Raw genomic sequence first — 23,243 nt, 5'->3', positions numbered from 1 at the left:
CGCGATCACTGTAGCCTTCGATTAACAGTTACCCATCGTCACACTTAAAGGTGGAGGCATGACCGCATCGCTCACCCGCGAGAACAGCAAGGGTTTCGTTCCAGGACTCCCGATCTCCGACCGCGAGGACACCGCGCGACGCCTGCTCGCATCGTCCGCCCGCAAGTCGTACGACCCGGTGATCGAGGTCGACTGGGACGCACCGATCCCCGACGACAAGTTCGGCATGACGCCGGAATGGAGCACGCTCTACGGCACTGCCCTCTGGGACGAACTCAGCGACGAGCAGCGCATCGCACTGACGAAGCATGAAGCCGCGAGCGTGTCGGGAGTGGGCCTGTGGTTCGAGGTCCTGCTCATGCAGATGCTGCTGCGCGACGTCTACGACCGCGACAAGCATTCGAAGCACGTGCAGTTCGCACTCACCGAAGTCGCCGACGAATGCAGGCACTCCGTGATGTTCGCGCGAGCGGGCGAGCGCCTCGGGATGCCCGGTTACGGACCTCCGCGGTACATCCACCAACTCGGACGACTGTGGGGCCATTACTTCCGCGGCGCCAATGCCTACGCTTCGGTGATGGCAGCCGAGGAAATCCTCGACATGATGCAGCGCGACTTCATGCGGGACGAGCGCGTACAGCCTGTAACCCGCGCAGTGAGCAAGATTCACGTGCTCGAGGAGGCCCGGCACATCCGGTTCGCTCGCGAAGAAGTTACTCGGCGACTCACCGGTGCGAGCCGCGCGCGTCTCGCATTCGAGCGCTTCCAGACAGCAGCGGTCGTATATTTCGTCATGAAGAGCATGATTCACCCGCGGGTGTACTCCAATGCGGGACTCGACCGCGATCGCGCGCTCGCGGAGGCCGCGAACAACAAGCACCATCACGACAAGGTGCGCAAGTCCGGTGCCAAGCTCATGACGTTCCTCGATAACGTCGGACTGGTCGGCGGGCCGTCGAAGATCCTCTACAAGAAGGTTCATCTGCTCTGACCGAGGCGGCCCACTGAGCGGAACGGCGCGGCCGAACGATCGGTCGCGCCGTTACTCTCCGATTCCATGAGCATCCCGAACCCGGCCGACTTCACCGGACAGGCAGTTGTCGTCACCGGCGGCACGAAGGGGATCGGTTTCACCATCGCCGAGACCTTCCTCGCGGCCGGCGCCGACGTCCTCGTGTGCGGACGGTCCGAACCCGACGTCCTCCCGGCAGCCGACGGTCGGACGGCCTCGTTCTTCGCCGCCGACATCCGTGACGCCGACCAGGCCGCAGCGGTCGTCGACGCGGCGGCAACGCGGTTCGGCCGCCTCGACGTGTTGGTCAACAACGCGGGCGGCTCCCCCGACGCGGACGCTGCGACGGTCTCGACGCGATTCTTCGATCGGATCGTCTCCCTCAACCTTTCTGCACCTTTCTACGCGGCACAGGCCGCGAACCGTGTCATGAGCACCCAGGCCGCCGGCGGGTCGATCATCAATATCGGAAGCGTGTCTGCGCACGACCCGCAGCCCGGCACCGCCGCATACACCGCAGCGAAGGCCGGCCTCCTCGCCCTCACCAAGGCACTCGCGCTCGAGTGGGCACCGACCGTCCGGGTCAATCACATCACCACCGGCCTGATCCGCACCGAAGCCGCAGCTCACGTGTACGGCGAGGACGGCGGAGCAGCGGTGACGAAGACCCTGCCCATGCAGCGGATGGCAGCCCCCTCGGACATCGCGGGCGCGTGCCTGTACCTGGCCGGGCCGCTCGCGTCGTACGTCAACGGAGCCGATCTCGCCGTCCACGGCGGCGGCGAGGTGCCTGCGCGCTTCATGGCACTCAATCCCGGGTAACGACCACTCATCTCCTATCCGCAACCCAGCCCTCGGCGCCAGCGCAGCCGGGGGCGTTTTCGTCTGCACTCCCGACCACCTCGCTGTGACCCTTGACACTCTCCCTCAGTGAATGTACCTTCAGACTCAGTGAATGAGTATTCATTCATTTCATTCGACAAGGGAGTCACCATGACCGACTTCGACGACATCACCTACGAAATCGACGGCGCCGCCGCGATCATCACCATCAATCGCCCCGAGCGTTACAACGCCTTCCGCGGCAAGACCGTCGAGGAACTGATCAAGGCGTTCCGCGCCGCCTGGGCCGACACCCGCGTCTCGGCGATCATCCTCACCGGCGCCGGAGAGAAGGCATTCTGCACCGGCGGCGATGTCAAGCAGCGCGCCGAGACGGGCGACTACGGCCCCACCGAGAGCGGCATGTTCGAGATCGGCAACCTGCACAAGCTCATTCGAGACGTTCCGAAACCCGTCATCGCCGCCGTCAACGGCATCGCAGTCGGCGGCGGGCACGTCCTGCACGTCCTGTGCGACCTCACCATCGCTTCGGAGAACGCGAAGTTCGGACAGGCCGGGCCCCGCGTCGGATCGTTCGACGCCGGCTTCGGCTCTGCCTTCCTCGCACGCATCGTCGGCGAGAAGCGCGCTCGCGAGATCTGGTACCTGTGCCGGCAGTACGACGCCCCCACCGCCGAGCGCTGGGGTCTCGTGAACTGGGTTGTCCCCCAGGACAAATTGCTCGACGAAGCCAAGGCCGTGGTCGCCGAGATCGCGGAGAAGAGTCCTACCGCGATCCGATTCCTCAAGCAGTCCTTCAACGCCGACACCGATCATCAAGCAGGCCTGAGCAACCTCGCAATGTCCGCACTCGACCTGTTCGGCAAGTCCGACGAAGGCCTCGAGGGAGCGAAGGCGTTCGCAGAGAAGCGCCCTGCCGAATTCGCCAAGTACGTCAGGGCCTGACCGCAGATCCCACCTCGAGAGGACACTTCGCATGAGCAACATCGCACTCGTCACAGGAGCCGGTTCCGGTATCGGCAAATCCATCGCGCTGGCCTTCGCCGCGCAGGGCGACAAAGTGATCGCCGCTGACCTCGATCTCGCAGCTGCCGAGGCCACCGCGAAGGAGCACCCGGACCTGATCACCGCGCTGCCCGTGGACATCTCCGACCGCGCCCAGGTCGACACACTCCGCGAACACACCCACGCGCAGGTCGGCGTCCCCAACATCCTCGTCAACGCTGCCGGATGGGACAGGACCGACCAATTCCTCAATGCCACAACGGAATTTGCACAGAAGGTCGTTGCGATCAACTACCTCGGTCCGGTGAACATCTGCAGCGCCTTCCTGCCCGGCATCATCGAGGCAGGGGACGGCGGCCGGGTGATCAACCTCGCCAGCGACGCCGGTCGCGTCGGCAGCTCGGGTGAATCCATCTACGCCGGAGCCAAGGGTGGTGTCATTGCACTCACCAAATCGCTTGCGCGAGAGATGGCCAGGCACGGCATCAGCGTCAACTGCGTGTGCCCCGGCCCAACCGACACGCCACTGTTCCAGGCCCAGGACGAGAAGCTCAAAGCAGCACTGATCAAAGCGATTCCGTTTCGCAGGCTCGCCCGCCCCGACGAGGTTGCCGCCCCGGTTCTGTTCTTCGCTTCCGACTCCGCATCGTTCATCACCGGCCAGGTGATCAGCGTCAGCGGCGGCCTGACCATGGCCGGTTGAGCACTCACCCACCAGAACAGGACGAGAACCATGACCGCGTCGTACAACGCCCGGGCATACCGGGAGTACTTCGAGAACGACTTCACGTATCTCAACGGATTCCGGCGCAACACCGGGCGTTACGCGCACCGGGTCGCCCTCACCGACCCCGACACCGGGCGGCAGTGGACCTACCGGCAGCTCGGCGAACAAGTCGACCGGATCGCAACCGGGCTCGCCGACGCAGGAGTCCGGAGCGGCGACGTCGTTGCATACCAGCTGTTCAACAGCATCGAGTTCGCCGAGCTGTACCTCGCTGTCCAGGCTGTCGGCGCTGTCGGCTCGCCCGTCAACTTCCGCCTCGCCAGTGGTGAAACCGCGTTCGTGCTCGACACCAGCGCGCCACGGGTCTTCGTCTACGACACCGAGCTCGCCTCGACTGTGCAGGAGGCCCTCGACAATTCCTCGCATACCCCCGATGTGGTGATCGCAGTCGGCGACGGCGAGCTCGTCTCCGCCACGGGAGCCAGGGTCATGCGCTACCGGGATCTACCGGCAGACCGGGTCGCATTGCCGCCCTTGCACCGGACCGTCTGGGACGAGACCACTCGCCTGTACACGTCCGGCACCACCGGCATGCCCAAGGGAGTCCCTCTCAACAGCATGATCGAAGTGCTCAGCGCGCACGACGTGATCATGCACTTCCCCCTCGGCCCCGAAGACAAAACACTCAACATGACCCCGTGGTTCCACCGCGGTGGCCTGTACTCCGGCGGGCCGAACCCGACGTTCTACATCGGCGGGCAAGTCGTGCCGCTACGTACCTTCGATCCCGATCGGGTACTCGATCTCGTCGAAGAACTCGGACTGACCTTCCTCGTCGGCGCGCCGACGAACCTCGCGATGCTCGCCACCGCGCAGGAGCAACGTCCCCGCGACCTGTCGACGCTCCGCGGCATCGTCACGATGGGTGCCCCCCTCGAACGCGACGCCGCGCTCCGCTACCAGGAGGTCCTCAACCCGCGAATCTTCAACGGCTACGGGAGCACCGAGGGGTTCTGGAACACATTCCTCCGTCCGTCCGATCTCCCGGATCACGCGGGCACGGCGGGCCGCGCCTGCACCGACGACGACGTTCGCGTGGTGCACGTGTACCCGGACCGGCTCGCCGATCCGGACGACGTGGTCGCGCGCGATGACGAGGAGGTCGGCGAGGTCATCGTCCGCTCACCGAAATGTTCCAACGCCTATTTCGACTCCCCGGACCAGGAGAAGGCCAAGTTCCGCAACGGCTGGTTGCACATCGGAGACCTCGCAACCTGGGATGCCGGCGAGTTCGTCACCATCGTCGGCCGTAAGGACGACATGCTCGTCTCCGGCGGGGAGAACGTGCACCCCGTGCAAGTCGAAGAGGCACTCAATCAGCATCCGGGCGTACAGGACTCCCTGGTCGTCGGTGTACCGGACGAACGGTGGGGGCGCATCGTCGTCGCGTACATCGTCGCATCCGACCCTGATCTGACCATCGACGCTCTCGACGGTCACTGCCGTTCACACCCGCTGCTGTCCTCGTTCAAGCGGCCGCGAGCATACCGGTTCGTCGATTCTCTCCCGGTCTCGGCGACAGGAAAGAAGCTGCACTACAAGGCGACCGCCACGGCAGCGAGCGAATTCGCCGACGGCCGGTTCACCGCCCCTACTGTCTCCGGGATGATCTCATGAACAGCGCACTGATCCACGACTCCGAGCATCTCCAGTTCCGTGAAGTCGCACGAGATTTCGTACGCGAGAAGATCACACCCGTTCACGAGGACTGGGAGCGCGCGAGCTGCCTCGACCGCTCCCTGTTCACCGAGGCAGGCAAGCTCGGCCTGCTGGGCTTCTGCGTCCCCGACGAGTACGGCGGCCCGGGTGTCGACGACTTCCGCTACAACGCCATCCTGATCGACGAGGTCAACCGGGCCGGTCACGCCGCCGCCGGTATCGCGTTTTCACTGCAGAACGACGTGGTACTGCCCTATCTCACCGACATGACCACCGCCGAGCAGAAGGCACGCTGGCTGCCCGGCGTCGTCAGCGGCGAGACGGTCCTCGGCATCGCGATGACCGAACCCGGAACGGGTAGCGACCTGACGGGTATCCGCACGTCGGCGATACGCGACGGCGACCACTACATCGTCAACGGATCGAAGACGTTCATCTCCAACGGCCAGAACGGTGACCTGTTCGTCGTCGCGACCCGCACCTCCGCCGACCCGCACAAAGGACTGACGTTGCTGGTGGTCGAGGCCGACACCCCCGGCTTCTCGCGTGGCCGCAACCTGGAGAAGATCGGCCTGCACGCACAGGACACAAGTGAGCTGATGTTCACCGATATGCGTGTGCCCGTCGCGAACCGCCTGGGCGACGAGGGGCAGGGCTTCTATCAACTCGTGCACAATCTGCCTCAGGAGCGCTTGTCGCTCGCAGTGGGCGCGGTCGCCGCAGCCGAAGGTGTCTTCGAGACGACGCTCGCCTACGTGCGGGAACGCAAGGCCTTCGGTAAACCGGTGTCCGGCTTCCAGAACACCCAGTTCGTGCTGGCCGAACTGTCCACCGAACTCGATATCGCCCGCACATTCCTCGACGACTGCGTCGCCGAGCACGTCGACGGCAGGCTCACTGCCGCCCGCGCCGCACGGCTCAAGTGGTGGACCACCGAACTGCAGGTGCGTGTCGCCGACCGATGCCTCCAATTGCACGGCGGCTACGGTTACATGCGTGAGTACGCCGTGTCGCGGGCATTCGTCGATGCCCGCATCCAGACGATCTACGGCGGTACCACCGAGATCATGAAGACGATCATCGCCAAGGATCTCGGGATCTGACGAGAACGGCGGCGCGACAGGAGCAAGACATGACCAGCGACCAGGACGAACTGTCCGTCGACGACGCGGTGCGGGCGGTACGGACGGATTCGCGGCGGCGTCAGGTTCTTCGCGCGGCCGCGACGGTCATGCAGCGGACCGGGTTCCACCAGATGTCGATGCAGGCGCTCGCCGACGAGGCGGGTGTCAGCGTCGGTCTGATCTACAAATATTTCGGGGGCAAGGAGGACGTCCTCCTCGCGACGATCATCAGCATTCTGGAATCGTTCCGTGACCAGTTGGTTCCCGCAATGGAAACCGCGGGCGCCGACCCTGTCGAGCGGCTCGTCGCGGGCATGCGGCGGTACATCGAGATCGTCGACGAGAACATCGATGCCGTGACGTTGACCTACAGGGAGAGCCGCACGCTCGACCGTGCGGGACGCGACCGCATCAAAGAGCTCGAGGTGTCGACGTCGGCGCCACTGCGCGACGTTCTCGAAGACGGCATTGCCGCAGGCCTGCTGAACGACGTCGACGTCGACCTCATGGTGTTCGACCTACTGCTTCTTGCGCACGGATGGGCGCTCAAGCATTGGCACTTCGGTGCTCTCTACTCGTTGGACGAGTACATCCGCCTGCAGATCCGTTTCGTGCTCAACACGATTCTGCCTGCCGAACGCCGCGACTCCTACGCCCACCTGGTCCGCTGATCCTCGCCGCCGCACGCGAGCGCACTGGAGATCTTCCGGGCGAAGTCGGCGACCAGCGGTGCCATCCATTCGAGCTGTATCGCGCGCACGCCACCGGCCAGCGACACACTCGCGACGATTCCGCCGGTGCCGCGCAGGGGCGCGCCGACACTACCGATTCCGACGATCGATTCTTCGCGGTCGAACGCGATGCCATGGCGCTTACGGACCCGATTCAGCTCCTGATGGAGGATCACCCGGTCAGTGATCGTGTGGTGCGTGGCCGGTGCCAGTCGGGAGCTGTACAGGCTGTCGACCTGTTCCGGGTCGAGCGTTGCGAGCATGGCCTTGCCGCCCGATGTTGCATACGCGGCCGTGCGGCCACCCACCCGCGTCGGCAGCCCGGCAGCGCCTGCGCCACCGACCTTGTCGAGGCAGTACACCTGCCCTCCGTCCAGAACATCGAGATGCACGACACCACCGGTTTGCATAGCGAGTTCGTGGAGGTGCGGTGCCGCACATTCACGGAGCCGGTCGCGGTCGATGTCGCCGCCGAGGCCGAGTGCGCGGGATCCGAGCCCGTAGCCGAGTGCACTGTGTTCGAGCCAGTCGAGGCGGACGAGTTGTTCGAGGATTCGGTGCACGGTCGATCGGGGAAGTCCTGATCGAAACGTCACCTCTTCGAGGGTGAGACGCACAATACTTGCGTCGAAGGCCTCCAGGATGCGTGTCATCCGCTCGACCATCGAGGGTGGTGGGGTGCGCAGCATCGTTGCGTCGGCTTGCGCGAACTCCGAATCGATGACAGTCAACGTGCCCTCCATTGCTAGTGGTGGGGAGCGGAACACGAGCAGAACTGAAATTGGTTACTGCACGAAAGACGCAAGGATCGCCCCCCTGACGAGAAGTAGAGCACACAGATTGTATGTGCGCTACGGATGCAAAAACATCGGCGCGTCGCATGCATTTGCCTGCGCACTGGTAGAGGCCATCGATTGCGACTATCGTCACGATCGTGAGCAGGACGTACGAACAGTCGCCGGGGCATCCGCCGGCGCATGTCCATGCCCGAAAACTGTGTATCTGCGGGTGCCAGGCCCGCTGACCGCCCGCACCCACGCCCTCCGGTCCACGACCCGGCCGGCTCGCAGATCGCTGCGCTGGGTCGCGGACCGCAAGGTCGGCACATCATCTGACATCACGAGTCCTCAGAACCACCCGAGAAAACCGGAGCCCGAAACCCATGAGTGACACCACGCCCGACGCTGTCGATCCGGCCGCCGACTGGAACTTCGAGACGAAGCAGATCCACGTAGGACAGCCCGCAGGCGGCGACACCAAAGCCCGGGCGCTTCCGATCTACCAGACCACGAGCTACACCTTCGACAGCACCGACCACGCTGCCGCGCTGTTCGGCCTCGCCGAGACCGGCAACATCTACACCCGCATCATGAATCCCACCCAGGATGCGGTCGAACAGCGCATCGCCGCGCTCGAAGGCGGCGTCGCTGCGCTCCTGCTCTCCTCCGGTCAGGCCGCCGAAACCTTCGCGATCCTCAACGTCGCCCAGGCCGGCGACCATATCGTCGCGAGCCCCTACCTGTACGGCGGCACGTACAACCTGCTGCACTACACGCTCACCAAACTCGGCATCGAGACCACCTTCGTCGAGGATCCCGACGATCTCGAGCAGTGGCGTGCAGCCATCCGCCCCAACACCCGGGCGTTCTTCGCCGAGACCATCGCCAACCCGAAGAACCACATCCTCGACATCCGCGGCGTCTCCGGTGTCGCGCATGACAGCGGCCTGCCGCTGATCGTCGACAACACGGTCGCCACTCCGTACCTGATCCGCCCGCTCGAGCACGGCGCCGACATCGTCGTCCACTCGGCCACCAAGTACCTCGGCGGACACGGCACGGCAATCGCCGGCGTCATCGTCGACGGTGGCACGTTCGACTGGACACAGGGTCGCCACGAGGGATTCACCACTCCCGACCCCAGCTACCACGGTGTGGTCTACGCCGATCTCGGCGCACCCGCGTTCGCCCTCAAGGCGCGTGTCCAGCTCCTGCGCGACCTCGGCTCGGCGGTGTCACCGTTCAATGCCTTCCTCATCTCGCAGGGGCTCGAAACCCTGAGCCTGCGCATGGAGCGCCACGTCGCCAACACGCAGAAGGTCGCGGAGTTCCTGGAGCAGCGTTCCGAGGTCAGCTCTGTCGCCTATCCCGGCCTGAAGTCGTCGCCCTGGTACGATCGCGCACAGCAAGTGGCTCCCAAGGGTGCCGGCGCGATCGTGGTGTTCGAACTCGCAGGCGGCATCGACGCCGGTAAGAAGTTCGTCAACGCGCTGACCCTGCACAGCCACGTGGCCAACATCGGCGACGTGCGCTCACTGGTGATCCATCCGGCGTCCACCACACACTCGCAGTTGTCCGCCGAGGAACAGCTGGCAGCCGGCGTCACTCCCGGACTCGTCCGCCTCGCCGTCGGTATCGAGCACATCGACGACATCCTCGCCGACATCACCGTCGGTCTCGAGGCCGCCGGAAGCTGATCCGGCAGACTCGTGCACACGGGCCGGGGAGGGCACGCGCTGAGCGTCCCTCCCCGGCCCGCCTCGTCACTCGCTGAAACGGCCGCCGTAGGTGTGCACGATCACGACCTCCGGGTGCCACGGTACGAGGTCGTCCACCGCCGACTGGAGTTCGTCCACCGGGGGAAGTTTCTCGGGCGACAGGACATGGACCAGCGCCGTCCGTTGCTGCAACGACACGTCGGTGACCTGCGAAACGGACTCGTCGCCGAGCCAGATCCGTGCGGCATCGGCGATCTGACCGGCCCACAGCGACGACAACGAGTTCACCACCATCGGAACCGCCACGGTGATCAAGCCTGCGGCCAAAACTGCATAGGCCCAGCCTCGTCTTGCTTCGCCGGCCCCGGCCTCGCGTGCATATCCCACGACGACGAGCACCACCGTCGCCGTCACGATCATCGCCACCATGTTCGAGGCGAAGAGCACGAACGCACCGAGCGCGAGCCCCGGCGCGCCCGAGCCGAGACACACGCCGACCACGACGAGCGGCGGTACCAGCGAGATCGCTATGGCCACACCGGGAAGCACGTCTCCGACGTCGCGCCGGGTGATGGCGATGACGCCGACCAACCCGGTTGCCAGCGCGGCGGTGAGATCCATCAGCTTCGGAGACGTACGGCCGACCACCTGAGAATTCGACAGTACGTTCGTCGGATTGGGCAGCAACTGCGAGACGACGAATCCGATCGCCACCACCAGAACGATTCCCAAGAGTACGAGGAGCAGACTGCGGACGATCAATCGTCCCCGCGCGGTCGCAATCCCCAGTCCGACACCGAGAATGGGGACCGACAACGGCGCGACGATCATGGCGCCGATCACCGTGGCGGTCGAATCGCCCGCCACACCCGATGCGGCGATCACCGCGGACAACGTCAGCATGATCCAGAATGCCGAGCGTTTCGATGCAGACTCTCCCGCGCTGAGATCGAGGCGATCGACGAGTTCGTCGAGCGTCCGTCGCTGACTGTCCGGAACCAGTACGTTCATGGCCGATCCCCGCTCTATCGGATGACGAAATCACAAAGTGTTCAGCGCCTTACCGAACTGCATTACCGCGAGCAGCACGAGCAGGGCGACGTTCAGAGATTTTGGTACGGATTCACCGACGCCGACGCCTTGAACCAGCACGATGAGCACGACAGATGCTGCGCCGCGATCAATCCGGGGGCCAGCAGCGAAAGTTCGGGCATTTCGGGCATCGGAAGGCCTGTCGGGAGGCCACCGGTCTCTCGACCCTGCGCGACATCGTCGAACCAAACCGATCATCACGGAATGCGAGATGAAGCGTGCGTAGCGAGCGACGCGCAGTGCCACTGCTGCCCACATGAGCAGGCCCCCGAGGATCGTCAGGAGGACCAGCGCCGCGTCGCGGTTCTGGGCGGGAACACTTTCCAGAGCCGAGCCCGTTGCGAGGGCGGCCGCACTCGTCGTGGTCACGACCATCAGGGGGGTAGCGGTGGCGAGCCCTCCGAAGAACGCACCGGATGAACTTGCGTAGAGGCCGTAGACCGGATTGACGCCTGCAAGCAAGCCGCACGCCATCCCGTCCGGGATCGACGAGATTGCCCCGCCCAGTCCGGCCACGGCATCGCGCCAGGTGTGGGCACGCCGCGGACCGGCTTGCTTCGCCGGCACTGTCCCTCCTCGGCTCGTGGCCTGCACCCACCGTCAGGCGGCACACACCACCGTAGTGAGAGCGACTCTCCTCTCGGCTCACCCGGCGAGGATGAAATGCCATCGTTGTGGATCCTTGCTGGACCGTGCACTCATTCCGTTCATCCCCCGAGATCGGTTCGACTGCGATAAATTCGGACGCGGGGACAGATCCTGCGAGAAGAAATCTGACAGTTTCTCGAATGGGAGCCGCGGTGCTGCTCACAACCAGCGACGACAGTTCTACAGGAGCCGCGGGCCGAGGCGTTCGATCGATACCCCGGCTCGCAACCGAGCCGGTCCACCGGCACCAACTGTGCGCCCACTTCGAGCGGGCCCGGACGCTCGGCGGGGGTGTCGTGCTCGTGTGCGGCATGGCCGGAACCGGCAAGACCGTGGCCGTGACCGAATGGCTGCGCTGCTCTCATCTGCCGGCATCGCAGACACAGGTCGCATGGGCGACGATCTCCGAGGAACACAACAATCCCCGAGCATTCTGGGACGAACTACACCGGTCGTTCGGCGATTGCCCACCCTGCCACGGCGACCAGGCACCGAGGACGCGGGCGGAGATATTCGCGCAGTGGCTCGGCGAGATCGGTGGTCCGGTCGTGCTCGTCCTCGACAACGCTCATGCCGTCCACGATCCGCTGACGCTGTCCGGGTTGGCGCATCTTCTCGAGATACTTCCCGAGCACGCCACCGTGGTGCTGACCTCCAGATTTCCACCGCCGATACCGTGGCACCAGCTGGATCTGACCGGAGCTCTTGTACGGCTCGATGACGCCGTCCTGGCGTTCGACCGCGACGAGACCCGCCGTACGCTCACGGCGGGCCATGTCGTGGTCACGGACGCCGAGCTCGATGCGGTCGTGGCACTCACCGGTGGGTGGGCCGCCATGGTCCGCTTCATCGCGCTCCTGTTGTCGGCGCGCGGCGACAGCAGAGAGGTCCTGGAGTCGGCCACCGCATCGGATCACCCGGCAATATCCGATTTCCTCGTAGGAGAACTACTCGACACCATCAGCGCGGAGCAACGCGAGTTCCTGATGCGAACAGCGGTTGCCGATTCGTTCGATGTAGATCTCGCCACCGAACTCGCAGGCCCCGAGGCGGCACGAATACTCGCGGAGATCCTCGCCGCAAATTTTCCGATGTCGCACACCGGAAGCGCCGGATCGGAAATCTACAGCTACCACCCGCTGATGCGTTCACACCTCAAAGCGGAACTCGACCGGACGCTCGGCCGTGACGGGGTCCGCAGGCTCGAACTCAAGGCAGGTGGTTGGTATTCCCGGGCCGACGAACCGGTCCAGGCCATCCGATATGTCACCGCCGCGCAAGATCGCTACGCGCTGTCCAAATGCATCCTCGACCTGGGGCCCAAAGCAGTGTTCGGACCGCACGGTGCCGCATTTCTGAAGGCCCTGGATTCCGCACCAACCGACATCGCGGACGACCCCTTCGTCCATCTCCTACGTAGCGTGCATGCGCTGGCTCTCGGCGTCCCGGTCGAAGCCGACGCATTTCTCCACGCCACGTCCGTCCGCTCGTCCGCCATCTGCCCCGCAGAAGTGTTGGACCGCTTCCATCACGCCGTCGAAATCGACATCCGCAGCGCACTCGGAGACGAGGTCGTCGAGGTCTCCGCGCCGGTAGCACCCGGGGCCCATCGCGATATCGAGGCCTATGTAGCGGTCCAGCAGTCGAAGTGCGCAATGATGCGCGGTGATCCAGGCACGAATGATCGCCTCCGCGCCGCCGCCAGCCTGGCCGAGCACGCCGGCAGCATTCGCCCTCATCTGGAGGCGCTCATGCTGCTCGCCCTGAACGAAGGGGCTCGCGGGCACGTGTCCGCGATGGGTGCGCGCGCCCTCATCGGTGTCGAGTACGCGCGGAGTGTCGGTCTGTCGGGGTCGGGCGATGCCGACCGGTGCGCAGTGATGTGCCGCTACCATCACTTTCTTCGCGGAACCAGGCCGCCGGAAGGAATCGATCGGCCACTCGGAATGTCCGTCGGCATCGATGGACTGTCGTCGCCTCTCGCAGGGTGGGACAGCTACGCGATGTCGCAACTCATTGCCTTCCACCAGAGCACCGACAAGGTCTCAGCTGCTCGCAACATCGCCGACGGGGTGCTGACCGCTCTGGCCGACTCGCGGATGAGTGCCAGGTCCGTGCCGATCATTCCATTCGCCACCCGAGTACTCGTGGCCGTCCACGAACTCGATCAGGCCCAGCGGATCATCGAGGAGGCAACACGAGTTCTGGGGCGGCGCCCCCACTTCGACCTTGCTGCTGCAACTGTCGAACATGCTCGTGGACGCTCGGCACGTGCCCGGGAACTGCTGGATTCCGTCCTGGACCATAGGCTCGACCATGGGGTCTGCGAGGTCGAAGCCCATGTATTGCGAGCGGTCCTCCGTGCAGCGTCCGACCACGAATTCGGGGCGTACGACGACCTCGAGACCGCGCTCACCCTCGCCGAACCCGAGCACCTGATCCGGCCGTTCCTCACCATCGGTGGCGCGGTGGCGCTGCTCGACACCCACAGTGGCCGCTTCGGCAGGCTGGATCCGTTCGTCGAGAGCATCCGGACGCACCCCGACGCGCCCCATGCTTCGACGAACGTCGTTCTCACGCCCGCCGAAGCGCGCGTGCTCAAACAGCTGCCTTCTCCGCAGACCACTCAGGAAATTGCGCACGCTCTGGCGCTGTCGGTCAACACCATCAAGACACATCTGAGAGGCGTGTACGGAAAACTGGGAGTGTCGTCGAGGGGAGATGCCATCACAGCCGCTCGGCTGACCGGCCTGCTGTAGTACAGCCGTACCGGTCAGCCCGAGAGGCCTGACAGAAGTTCAGCGATCGGGGTCCCATGTGGACACGGCCCAGATCACGACGATGTCCAAGGCGATGATCAGGATCGACCACATCGGGTAATACGGAAGCCACAAGAAATTGGCGATGATCGACAGGCAGGCGAGTACTATCGCCGCGAAGCGTGCCCACGTGGCCCCCGACATCAGCGCAAACGCGGTGATCACCACGAGAATACCGACGATCAGATGGATCCAGCCCCACGCCGTCGTGTTCAACTCGAGTATGTACTCGGCGCCGACCACGAACAGTTCGTCGGTAGCGATAGCAGAGATCCCCTGCAGGATCGATACCACGCCGACGACGAGCAGGATGAGCGCAGCCGCGATCGACGTGCCGGCCGCGAAACCTTGTTTGACGCCTCCATCGGACGAAGACATAGTCGATTCCCTTCGTGTGTGGTTCGGACCTGAGCACGGTCCGTCACGCTCCATTGCACGCGGGCTCCCGGGATCTCACATCGCCCGCGACAGGTGATCTCTCGAGGTTCACCACTTACGGGTGAAGCGCAGTCGACGCCGGGCGCGACATTGTGGGGTGCACCACGAGAGGAGCGGCGATGCAGCCAGATTCGTGGCCGAAGGGCGTGCGATATTCGTTCACCGTCGCCGGCACGCTGTCCGAACGCACGCTCACCGCGTTTCCGGAACTGAACGTGTCCGACATTCCCGGTGCGTACACCATGCTCTACGGCTCGATCGCGAGTCCGACCGAGTTACGCGGGGTACTAGCACGATTCGATGCACTGGGGATCACCCTCATCGAAATGAGCCGACTTCCCGACTGATCGAGAGAGGATTCGCTGAATGTCCCAGTACAATCCGGACCGTACGACGAACGCAGTGGACGTAAAGAAGCTGTGGTCGGGTGGCCTCGCTACCGCCGTCGTCGCAGCTCTCGCGGCCGTCGTGGGACTACTCGTCATCCGTGAACTGCTCGACGTCCCGGTGATCACCCCGGAAATACTGTTCGGGCGATCCCAGGCCGCCAACCTTGCGGTGCTCGCCGCCATTGCGGCACTGGTCGCGACAGGCCTGCTCCACCTGCTCATGGTGTCGACACCGAGTGCCACGAGCTTCTTCTCTTGGATCTGTACTCTCGCCACCGTCGCCGTCGCGCTGTGGCCCTTCATGTTCGACGCGACCTTGGCCTCGAAGGTATGCAGCGCCGTGCTCTACCTCGTCGTCGGTACCGCAATCGTGTCACTCCTGTCGGGTGTCGCGCGATCGGCAGCGATCTCCCGGCCTATCGGTCGATGAGGAGCCACGGCGAATTCACCTGCTCTAGGTGATGGCACTGCACGGAGACGGCAGCACGATCGATACATGACGCATCATCAGGACGCCACAACCACTGTGTCGAACAAGAATTCGGAAGCACAACGGACCCTACCGTTCTCGAATAATCAGGACTTCTCCGACGCCGAGCGCGGGTTCATCGCCTCCCTGGACCCCGGGGTGGTCAAGGATGCGTCGGGGAACACCGTGTGGGACAGCGATGCCTTCGCGTTCCTCGAAGGAGAATGCCCGCCCACCGTCAACCCGAGTCTGTGGCGCCAGTCGAGGCTCTGCGCAATGCAGGGGCTCTACGAGGTCGCCGAGGGTATCTACCAGATCCGCGGACTCGATCTGTCGAACATGACCATCGTCGAAGGCGACACCGGCGTCATCATCATCGATCCGCTCATCTCCACCGAAACCGCCGCCGCAGGGCTGGGCCTGTATCGCGCGAACCGAGGAGAGCGTCCCGTCACCGGCGTGATCTACTCGCACTGCCACATCGATCATTTCGGTGGCGTCAAAGGTGTCACCACCGAGGAAGATGTCGAGGCGGGGCGCTGCCCCGTGGTGGCCCCGGTCGGGTTCGTCGAACATGCGGTCGCCGAAAACGTGTACGCGGGGACCGCGATGGCGCGGAGGTCCGCGTACATGTACGGGGCAGCGCTTCCGCGTGGCGCTCAGGGATCCATCGGTGCTGGTCTCGGACCCACGAACTCCACCGGCACGCCGACGCTCATCCCCCCGACCGTCCACATCGATCACACCGGACAATCCGAGGTGATCGATGGGGTGCGCGTCGAATTCCAACTCACGCCGGGCACCGAGGCCCCCGCGGAGATGAACTTCTACTTCCCCGACAAACGTGCATTGTGCATGGCCGAGAATGCGACCCACACGCTGCACAACCTCCTTACGCTGCGCGGTGCGCTGGTCCGCGACCCGCACGTGTGGTCGAAGTACCTGACAGAGTCGATCAACCGCTACGCATCCCGCACCGATGTGCTGTTCGCGTCGCATCACTGGCCGACGTGGGATACCGAGCGCATCACCGACTTCCTGTCGGTGCAGCGCGACCTCTACGGTTACCTCCACGACCAGACGCTCCGCGCCATGAACAAAGGTTCCGTGGGTATCGAGATCGCCGAGGACATCGACCTGCCCCCAGCCATCGAGACGGCCTGGCATACGCACGGCTACTACGGCTCGGTCAGCCACAACGTCAAGGCGATCTACCAGCGCTACATGGGCTGGTTCAACGGCAACCCGGCCAACCTGTGGGAGCACCCGCCTGTCGCATCCGCGAAGCGACACGTCGAGTTCATGGGTGGCGCGCAGGAAGTCATCGCGAAAGCACGAGGTTCGTACGATGACGGCGATTTCCGCTGGGTTGCACAGGTACTGAACTACGTCATCTTCGCCGATCCCGACAACACCGAAGCGAAAGCGCTCCAGGCCGACACCCTCGAGCAACTCGGCTACGGTTCCGAGAACGGAACCTGGAGGAACTTCTTCCTGATGGGCGCGTACGAACTCCGCAACGGAGGCATCGGCACACCGCTGTCGACCGCATCCCCCGACATTGCCGGTGCACTCACCGTCGAGCAGGTCTTCGACGCCCTCGCTTTGAGGGTCGACGGCCCCCGAGCATGGGACGCGCAGATCACGATCGACTGGCGGGTAAGCGATCAATCGATCACCCATCGAGCTCAACTGCGAAACGGGCTGCTCGTCCACTTCGACCTCGGGGACGCGGATCTCCCGGCGCCAGATGCCACCTTCACACTCACGAATCGAGAACTGCACGAAGCCCTGCTCGAGGGCGCGGATCTGAAGGCCATGATCAAGGAAGGATCGGTCGAAGCGGACGGCGATGTCGCCGCATTGTCCGAACTGGTCGGATATCTCGATTCACCCGATCCGGACTTCGCGATCGTGACACCCTAGGTACCACGAAGTGGCCCTTGACGAGTCGCACACTTCGTCAGGGGCCGTGCCATACCTGAGAGGCAGTGCCCTACTCACTCACTGCCCCGAAACAATTCGGCAGAGGCGACCATGAACCTACTCATTCTCGGCGGCGATGGCTTCTGCGGGTGGCCGACCGCACTGCACCTCTCGGCACACGGACACGACGTCACCATCGTCGACAGTTTCGTTCGACGACGAATCGACGACGAATCGACGACGAACTCGGGGTTCGGTCGCTGACACCGATACGTCCACTGCCCGAGCGCCTCCGATCGTGGAGGGACGTCACAGGCAGTGAGATCGACTTCGTGGAACTTGATCTTGCCGAGGACTATTCGTCGTTGACGGAACTTCTCGCGACGAAGCGACCGGATGCCGTGGTGCATTTCGCCGAACAGCGTGCAGCGCCCTATTCGATGAAGTCACCGGCCCACAAGCGCTACACCATCCAGAACAACCTGGCCGTCACCCACAATCTCCTCGCAGCCGTGGTGGAGCTCGGACTCGACACCCATATCGTGCATCTGGGCACGATGGGGGTCTACGGCTACGAATCGGTGCCGATGGATCTCCCCGAGGGGTATCTGACCGTCTCATACCCCGACCGCACGGGTCGGAATCACAGCAGGGAGATCTTGTATCCCACACAACCGGGCAGCGTGTACCACCTGAGTAAATCGTTGGATCAGTTGCTCTTCCAGTTCTACGCGAACAACGACGGTCTCCGCATCACCGACCTCCACCAGGGGATCGTGTGGGGCACACAGACCGACGAGACCGCGCTCGACCCACGGCTCATCAATCGATTCGACTACGACGGAGACTACGGAACCGTTCTCAACCGGTTCCTCGTCGAGGCCGCGATCGGATATCCCCTCACCGTCCATGGGACGGGTGGACAGACCCGCGCCTTCATCAACATCCGCGACACAGTCCGCTGCATCCGGCTGGCAGTGGAATCGGGTGCGGAGGTGTCGGAGCGGGTGCGTGTAATGAACCAGGTGACCGAGACGCACCGAGTGTCCGATCTGGCGCACCTCGTCGCCGACCTGCTCGGCGCCGAAGTAACATCCGTGTCCAACCCACGCAGGGAAGCCGACGAAAACCAGCTCCAGGTACGAAACGACCAACTTGTGACGCTCGGGCTGCAACCTATCAAGCTCGCGACAGGCCTGCTCACAGAGTCCGTCGAGATCGCTCAGAGGTACGCGGATCGCGTCGAGCGGGATCGCATCCCGTGCACATCCTTCTGGAACAGGAATCGACAGGCGTCCGCCGAGCGTGCTCACAGTCGAATGATCGCAAACCCTCGTCGGGGGGAGAACGAGAATGAACTTTCGGCCTGCAACGACAACTCCGGGAATCAGGGTAGGACACGATTGCACTGAATCGAAATCTGTGGATGGCGCGGTTCCAGATCGCGCGGCGGTACGCAGACGGCGTCGCCCCAAGTCTCATATCCGCCGAGCCGTCCGGGACGGACACCGTAGGTCCACCTGCGAGGGGAGCGACACTTGAGCGACGACGAACACAACGACGGCACACCGGCGACGGACAAGCCGGACCCCGACCCGGCCGGTGATGACAGCTCGGAGACGTCCGAGTACTTCGCCGGCGAGAAGGGACGTTCGGTCCCGAAGTCAGCGTGGGTCGTGCTCGCAGTGGCCCTGGTGGCGCTACTGGCGTTCTTCCTCCTACGGCCGACATGGTTCACTCGCGACGCCGATGATCACAGTCTGCACGTACCGGCAGACCGTCACTTCATCAAGACGCTGGCCGGATCGGGCCATGCCGACGGAGTATGGCTGACCGACGATTCACCCTCGACGAGCTACCTTGTGACGTTGCCCGCAGACTCCGAGCGCAGCCAGACGCGCCTGCATCTCGCAGGGACCTCTCAAATACCGGACAACAGCACGGTATTCCTGTCGGTGTCGATGGACGGGCAGCAGGTATTCAACAATAAGCTCGCCACCGGCGAAAACGAAGTCGACGCCTACATCGACGTACCAGATCAGATCGCGGCCGACGGCCAAGTCCGTGTTCAGGTCCGTGCGGTGGGCACCCGCCATGACGAAACCTGCACCCCAGACCATTCCTCAGGATTACTGGTCCACCTAGGTCCCGACTCGATGGTCGAGGCCGCCCTCACCGAGCCGGTTCACACGGTTCGCGATGCCGTGGTGTCCTGGGACCGCGACATGACCATCGTCCTGGCCGACGACGGCACCGAATGGCGCACTGCTGCCGCGCAAATGGGTATCGCGCTCACCCGGGCAGGCCACGAGGTCACCTTCGCATCGGACGTGCCCGAACCGGATGGACGCAGCACCATCCTGGTCGGTCCGGACGACGCCCTTCGTGAGGAGGGATGGGCAGGGCCGGACGACGCAGCCGAAGGAATTGTCGTCGGCCGGCTCTCCGACTCTCCCGTGTTGGCTGTCACGACGTCGGACGGTGGGCAGATCTCGCGTTATCTCACAAGCCCCACTGTCACCACCGCCGATGGTGCGGATGCAGACCCCAGGGCGATATCGACTCCACCTCTCGGGGGCGATCGGGTGCCACTCGAAGCGCTGGGAGCCGATACATCCGTCGGGCAGATCACCGAGACCCGACGCTGGCGGATCGGATACTCCCTCTCCGACCTCCCGGAAGGCCGTCTACCGCAATCGGTTTCCGCCAACTTTCAACTCCCTGCCTCACCTCCGGACCTGACCTGGATCCTCAACGTGGAACTCAACGGAGCACTGGTCGCCAGCCATCGACTCAACGACACGGCAGGGAGGGTGACGATCCCACTGCCACCGGGTCGCGAACTGCTCGAGAACGCGTTGACGCTGTCGGTCGAACGCGACCGCGATCTCGGAGGCTGTGACGTGCGCGTGACCAGTTACCCCATCCAATTACAGGCCGACTCCACTCTCGATCTTGGAGCCGATCCCGGTGCGGGCTTCACCGCAGTACCCCGGACCTTGGCGCCCGGGTTCGCCGTCTACGTCCCTGAGGATGCCGGCGATCGGGTGGTCGAACAGCTCAACGCGATCATCCCCACGCTCACCAAGTTCACACCCGCCGATGAGAATCCCGACTTCCGATGGAACGAGCATCCGGCAACTGGTCGGTCCTTCATCGTCATCGGCAGTACGCCGGACGTCACTTCTCCGGCAAGCCTGAGCGACGGGCGGATCGTCGCCGGGCCGGATCACATCGCACTCGCCATCCCGACGTTCGACAACGGTCTTCTCGTTGAGACGGCGACCAGCACCAGCGGGGCAGGCGGTGTGATGATCCAAGCTCTGGGCAGCATAGGACACACCCAACTGCCGACATTCGGGCACGAGGTCGCACAGGTGATCACTCAGCAGGGCAGCTTCACGATCGACGGCGATGGCACCGTAGCGACTGATCCGCCACCGCGGCAGGACCTCCCACGATGACCAATGTGTCGGAGGACCGACCACAGACCGGGGACGGTGACCGCGCGCCCATCGCGGATCATTTCCGATCGGTCGACAGCGCGCCTGCCGACTATGCCGTCAATCGACCTGCCGGCGGGACCAACGGATTCCTTATCGTCTTTGTCGGGATCTCCATCCTCGTCATGTGCGTGCGCACTTTCCTCATCCACTCCGGACTCGCCGATGTGCCCCGCGATCTGGTGTTGTTTCCCGAGGGGCGAGGCAACGTCGAGTTTCCAGTGCGCATGTTCATCGCATTGTTCTTCCTCACCTACGCCCTGTTCGCGTATTCGAATGGCTGGCGTCGACTGTTCATCGGGGTGAGTCTTCTCGGGAAGTTCGCTGTGTTCTGCGTGGTTGTCGACTTCATCGGCGGCCTTCTGTCCGCTGCGGGGGTGGTCTCGATTTCGGTGTTCGCCGGGCAGATGATTTCCGGGCTCACGGCGTTGGCAATCTTTCCCCACACACTGTTGCGGCAGGCCCAGTTGCCTCCGCAGGGACCGCTGCCCGCCGTCCCCGCACGCATCCCTCTCGCCTCATTCCTCAAACTCGCGTGTTGTCTGGTCATCGCGGTGGTCGGCGCGGCGGTAGCGGTCCACTTCCTCTTCGACGTTGTCGAGGTGTTGAAGAACTGTGCGATTCTGGGTGGCATCGGTGCCGGGGTGTTCCTGATGCAGCAGATTCTCGCTGCTTCCACGGCGGTCCTCGGATTCCGGACGCTCAGGAAGTCCCGCGAGCGTCATTTCGCCCCGCCAGCGGCAATTCTGGTGCCGGCGCACAACGAGGCGCACAGCATCAGCGCCACCATTTCCTCGGTCGACGACGGCGCAGCGACCTACCCTGGGCGAATTCACCTCTACGTGGTCGACAATGCCTCCACGGACGCTACTCGCGAGACCGCAGAGGAAGAGATCCGGAATTGCACCCACATCACGGGTGAGGTGCTGGATTGCCCCACCCCGGGCAAGGCCGTTGCGCTGAACATGGGCATCGACCACATCCGTGAAGAATTCATCGTTCGCATCGACGCCGACACCGTGATCGGCCCCGGCTGCCTGGAGAACGCGATGCGGCACTTTGCCGAACCCGACGTCGGTTGTGTGGGCGGTATTCCGATGCCCGCGGAGGAGAAGACCTGGATGGACAAGTGCCGGCTCGTCGAGGTCTACATGCGACACGGCTTCTTCCAGGTCTCCCTCGACGGATATGACGGGGTCATGGGAATCCCGGGGATGTTCGCTGTCTACCGGAGTAGCCAAGTCCTCGAGGTCGGCGGCATGGTCCAGGGCATGAACGGCGAAGACACCGACATCTGCATGCGCCTCACAGCAGCCGGATACAAGAGTGTCTCCGATCCGAACGCGTTGTACTACAGCGAAACTCCCGCCTCGTATGCTCATCTGCTCGAACAGCGCACACGCTGGTTCCGCAGCATCTACCACCTGACTGCCCGCAACAGGGCAATGTTGTTCGATCGGCAGACGATGGCCGGAACCTTCGTCCTTCCCTTCAACCTCGTCAATGCGGCCCGTCGGGCGATGCTGGCACCGCTGCTTCTCTTTGCGGTGATCGCCGGATTCGCCTTCCACTCCACATTCACCGCGATGCGGTGGCAACCCATCGTCGCAACTCTGCTCGGCACGTCGATGATCATGACCGTCGTCGTATGCCTCATCTGGCGCCCCAGCTCGGTGAAGTACATTCCGATGTATCTGGGTTTCCGTGTGTTGCGCAGCTACTTCACCCTAGGCTCGACACTGAGCCTGATCTACCCGCCCATGCATCCCCGGATACCACGCAACCTGCGTCGACTCCGCGTTCTGGTTCACGCGGGCCGAACCTCATCCGAATCAGGTGAAGCGAGAACAAGGGCATCTTCGGAAGGATCGAACACATGACGCAGCCAGCCGCCATCGGACCCGTCGAAATGGTCGTCCTGTCGTTCCCCGGAACGCGGATCGATCCAGCTGTGACCGCAGCGTTCACCGAAGTGGTCGACCGCGGATATGCCACGGTGCTCGATCTCGTCTATCTGGCCAAGGACGGCGACGGCTCGATCACGCAGGTCGAGATCGATGAGCCGCTCTCCGAAACCGGACTCGACGGTCTCACCGTCGACCCGCTCGGTCTGGTCAGCGATGAAGACCTCGAGGTCGTCCGCTCCTCGATGGAGCCCGGTACGTCGGCGGTGGTGATCGTGTACGAGGAGACGTGGGCACGCAAACTGGCCGGTGAGGTCAGGAAGGCCGGGGGCGAAGTCGAACTGCATATCCAGGTTCCGAGGGATGCGGTCGAGGCCGCATTGTCGGCAACGTAGAG

General features: G+C 64.0%; 21 protein-coding genes. 17 read left to right on the top strand and 4 right to left on the bottom strand.

Features of this window, described 5'->3' with window-relative positions; translation table 11 throughout:
- The first annotated feature begins 58 nt into the window (after positions 1-58).
- The 7 genes from MWU77_RS14545 to MWU77_RS14515 all read left to right on the top strand — a co-directional run bounded on the left by MWU77_RS14545 (position 59) and on the right by MWU77_RS14515 (position 7,101).
- Positions 59-991, top strand: a complete 933-nt coding sequence (locus MWU77_RS14545; protein WP_169690845.1) for a diiron oxygenase — start codon at positions 59-61, stop codon at positions 989-991.
- Between the two features lie 66 nt (positions 992-1,057).
- Positions 1,058-1,834, top strand: coding sequence for an SDR family oxidoreductase (locus MWU77_RS14540; protein WP_169690844.1), 777 nt, complete (start codon positions 1,058-1,060; stop codon positions 1,832-1,834).
- A gap of 171 nt (positions 1,835-2,005) precedes the next feature.
- A complete protein-coding gene (locus tag MWU77_RS14535; protein ID WP_247274057.1) occupies positions 2,006-2,800 on the top strand; it encodes an enoyl-CoA hydratase-related protein in 795 nt (264 codons plus the stop codon).
- Between the two features lie 31 nt (positions 2,801-2,831).
- Positions 2,832-3,563: an SDR family NAD(P)-dependent oxidoreductase gene (locus MWU77_RS14530; RefSeq protein ID WP_247274056.1), complete on the top strand. Its 732-nt coding sequence runs from the start codon at positions 2,832-2,834 to the stop codon at positions 3,561-3,563.
- 30 nt (positions 3,564-3,593) lie between these two features.
- Positions 3,594-5,264, top strand: coding sequence for a class I adenylate-forming enzyme family protein (locus MWU77_RS14525; protein WP_169690841.1), 1,671 nt, complete (start codon positions 3,594-3,596; stop codon positions 5,262-5,264).
- A complete protein-coding gene (locus MWU77_RS14520; RefSeq protein ID WP_247274055.1) occupies positions 5,261-6,409 on the top strand; it encodes an acyl-CoA dehydrogenase family protein in 1,149 nt (382 codons plus the stop codon). Before MWU77_RS14525 ends, MWU77_RS14520 begins: the two co-directional genes overlap by 4 nt.
- Before the next feature lie 29 nt (positions 6,410-6,438).
- Positions 6,439-7,101 carry a TetR/AcrR family transcriptional regulator gene (locus tag MWU77_RS14515; protein WP_247274054.1) on the top strand — a complete coding sequence of 221 codons (663 nt, stop codon included), beginning with the start codon at positions 6,439-6,441 and terminating at the stop codon, positions 7,099-7,101.
- Here the strand turns inward: MWU77_RS14515 and MWU77_RS14510 are convergent.
- Positions 7,080-7,892, bottom strand: a complete 813-nt coding sequence (locus tag MWU77_RS14510; protein WP_374229869.1) for an IclR family transcriptional regulator — start codon at positions 7,890-7,892, stop codon at positions 7,080-7,082. The two genes, MWU77_RS14515 and MWU77_RS14510, sit on opposite strands and share 22 nt — an antisense overlap.
- 431 nt (positions 7,893-8,323) lie before the next feature.
- On the opposite strand from MWU77_RS14510, the gene MWU77_RS14505 reads away from it, so the two are divergent.
- Positions 8,324-9,637, top strand: coding sequence for a bifunctional o-acetylhomoserine/o-acetylserine sulfhydrylase (locus MWU77_RS14505; protein ID WP_169690838.1), 1,314 nt, complete (start codon positions 8,324-8,326; stop codon positions 9,635-9,637).
- A 66-nt stretch (positions 9,638-9,703) separates the two neighbouring features.
- On the opposite strand, the gene MWU77_RS14500 is transcribed toward MWU77_RS14505, so the two are convergent.
- Positions 9,704-10,669, bottom strand: coding sequence for a TIGR00341 family protein (locus MWU77_RS14500; protein WP_169690837.1), 966 nt, complete (start codon positions 10,667-10,669; stop codon positions 9,704-9,706).
- Positions 10,670-10,699: 30 nt separating this feature from the next.
- Positions 10,700-11,317, bottom strand: a complete 618-nt coding sequence (locus MWU77_RS14495) for a SulP family inorganic anion transporter (RefSeq protein ID WP_247274053.1) — start codon at positions 11,315-11,317, stop codon at positions 10,700-10,702.
- Between the two features lie 221 nt (positions 11,318-11,538).
- Between MWU77_RS14495 and MWU77_RS14490 the strand changes: the two genes are divergently transcribed.
- Positions 11,539-14,157: a LuxR C-terminal-related transcriptional regulator gene (locus MWU77_RS14490; RefSeq protein WP_169690835.1), complete on the top strand. Its 2,619-nt coding sequence runs from the start codon at positions 11,539-11,541 to the stop codon at positions 14,155-14,157.
- Between the two features lie 39 nt (positions 14,158-14,196).
- On the opposite strand, the gene MWU77_RS14485 is transcribed toward MWU77_RS14490, so the two are convergent.
- Positions 14,197-14,595, bottom strand: coding sequence for a hypothetical protein (locus MWU77_RS14485; RefSeq protein ID WP_247274052.1), 399 nt, complete (start codon positions 14,593-14,595; stop codon positions 14,197-14,199).
- A gap of 179 nt (positions 14,596-14,774) precedes the next feature.
- Here MWU77_RS14485 and MWU77_RS14480 point away from each other — a divergent pair, with 179 nt between their 5' ends.
- From MWU77_RS14480 to MWU77_RS14450, 8 genes are all read left to right on the top strand, one after another.
- Positions 14,775-15,002: a hypothetical protein gene (locus MWU77_RS14480; RefSeq protein WP_054712439.1), complete on the top strand. Its 228-nt coding sequence runs from the start codon at positions 14,775-14,777 to the stop codon at positions 15,000-15,002.
- Positions 15,003-15,057: 55 nt separating this feature from the next.
- The gene (locus tag MWU77_RS14475; RefSeq protein ID WP_247274051.1) at positions 15,058-15,474 is read left to right on the top strand and encodes a DUF6069 family protein; all 417 of its coding nucleotides are present in this window, start codon (positions 15,058-15,060) and stop codon (positions 15,472-15,474) included.
- Positions 15,475-15,540: 66 nt separating this feature from the next.
- Positions 15,541-17,439 carry an alkyl/aryl-sulfatase gene (locus MWU77_RS14470; RefSeq protein ID WP_247274050.1) on the top strand — a complete coding sequence of 633 codons (1,899 nt, stop codon included), beginning with the start codon at positions 15,541-15,543 and terminating at the stop codon, positions 17,437-17,439.
- 111 nt (positions 17,440-17,550) lie between these two features.
- A complete protein-coding gene (locus MWU77_RS25140) occupies positions 17,551-17,703 on the top strand; it encodes a hypothetical protein (protein ID WP_374229868.1) in 153 nt (50 codons plus the stop codon).
- Positions 17,704-17,771: 68 nt separating this feature from the next.
- A complete protein-coding gene (locus tag MWU77_RS14465; RefSeq protein WP_374229867.1) occupies positions 17,772-18,851 on the top strand; it encodes an NAD-dependent epimerase/dehydratase family protein in 1,080 nt (359 codons plus the stop codon).
- Positions 18,852-18,977: 126 nt separating this feature from the next.
- Positions 18,978-20,903, top strand: a complete 1,926-nt coding sequence (locus MWU77_RS14460) for a hypothetical protein (RefSeq protein WP_247274049.1) — start codon at positions 18,978-18,980, stop codon at positions 20,901-20,903.
- Positions 20,900-22,822, top strand: coding sequence for a glycosyltransferase family 2 protein (locus MWU77_RS14455; protein WP_247274048.1), 1,923 nt, complete (start codon positions 20,900-20,902; stop codon positions 22,820-22,822). Before MWU77_RS14460 ends, MWU77_RS14455 begins: the two co-directional genes overlap by 4 nt.
- Complete coding sequence (locus tag MWU77_RS14450) at positions 22,819-23,241, top strand: DUF6325 family protein (RefSeq protein ID WP_247274047.1); 423 nt, start codon at positions 22,819-22,821, stop codon at positions 23,239-23,241. Before MWU77_RS14455 ends, MWU77_RS14450 begins: the two co-directional genes overlap by 4 nt.
- Positions 23,242-23,243 lie beyond the last annotated feature (2 nt).

Origin of the sequence: Rhodococcus sp. F64268, from assembly GCF_023015605.1 — a bacterium.
Classification (GTDB): domain Bacteria; phylum Actinomycetota; class Actinomycetes; order Mycobacteriales; family Mycobacteriaceae; genus Rhodococcus.
This window is presented reverse-complemented; position numbering and strand designations above follow the sequence as displayed.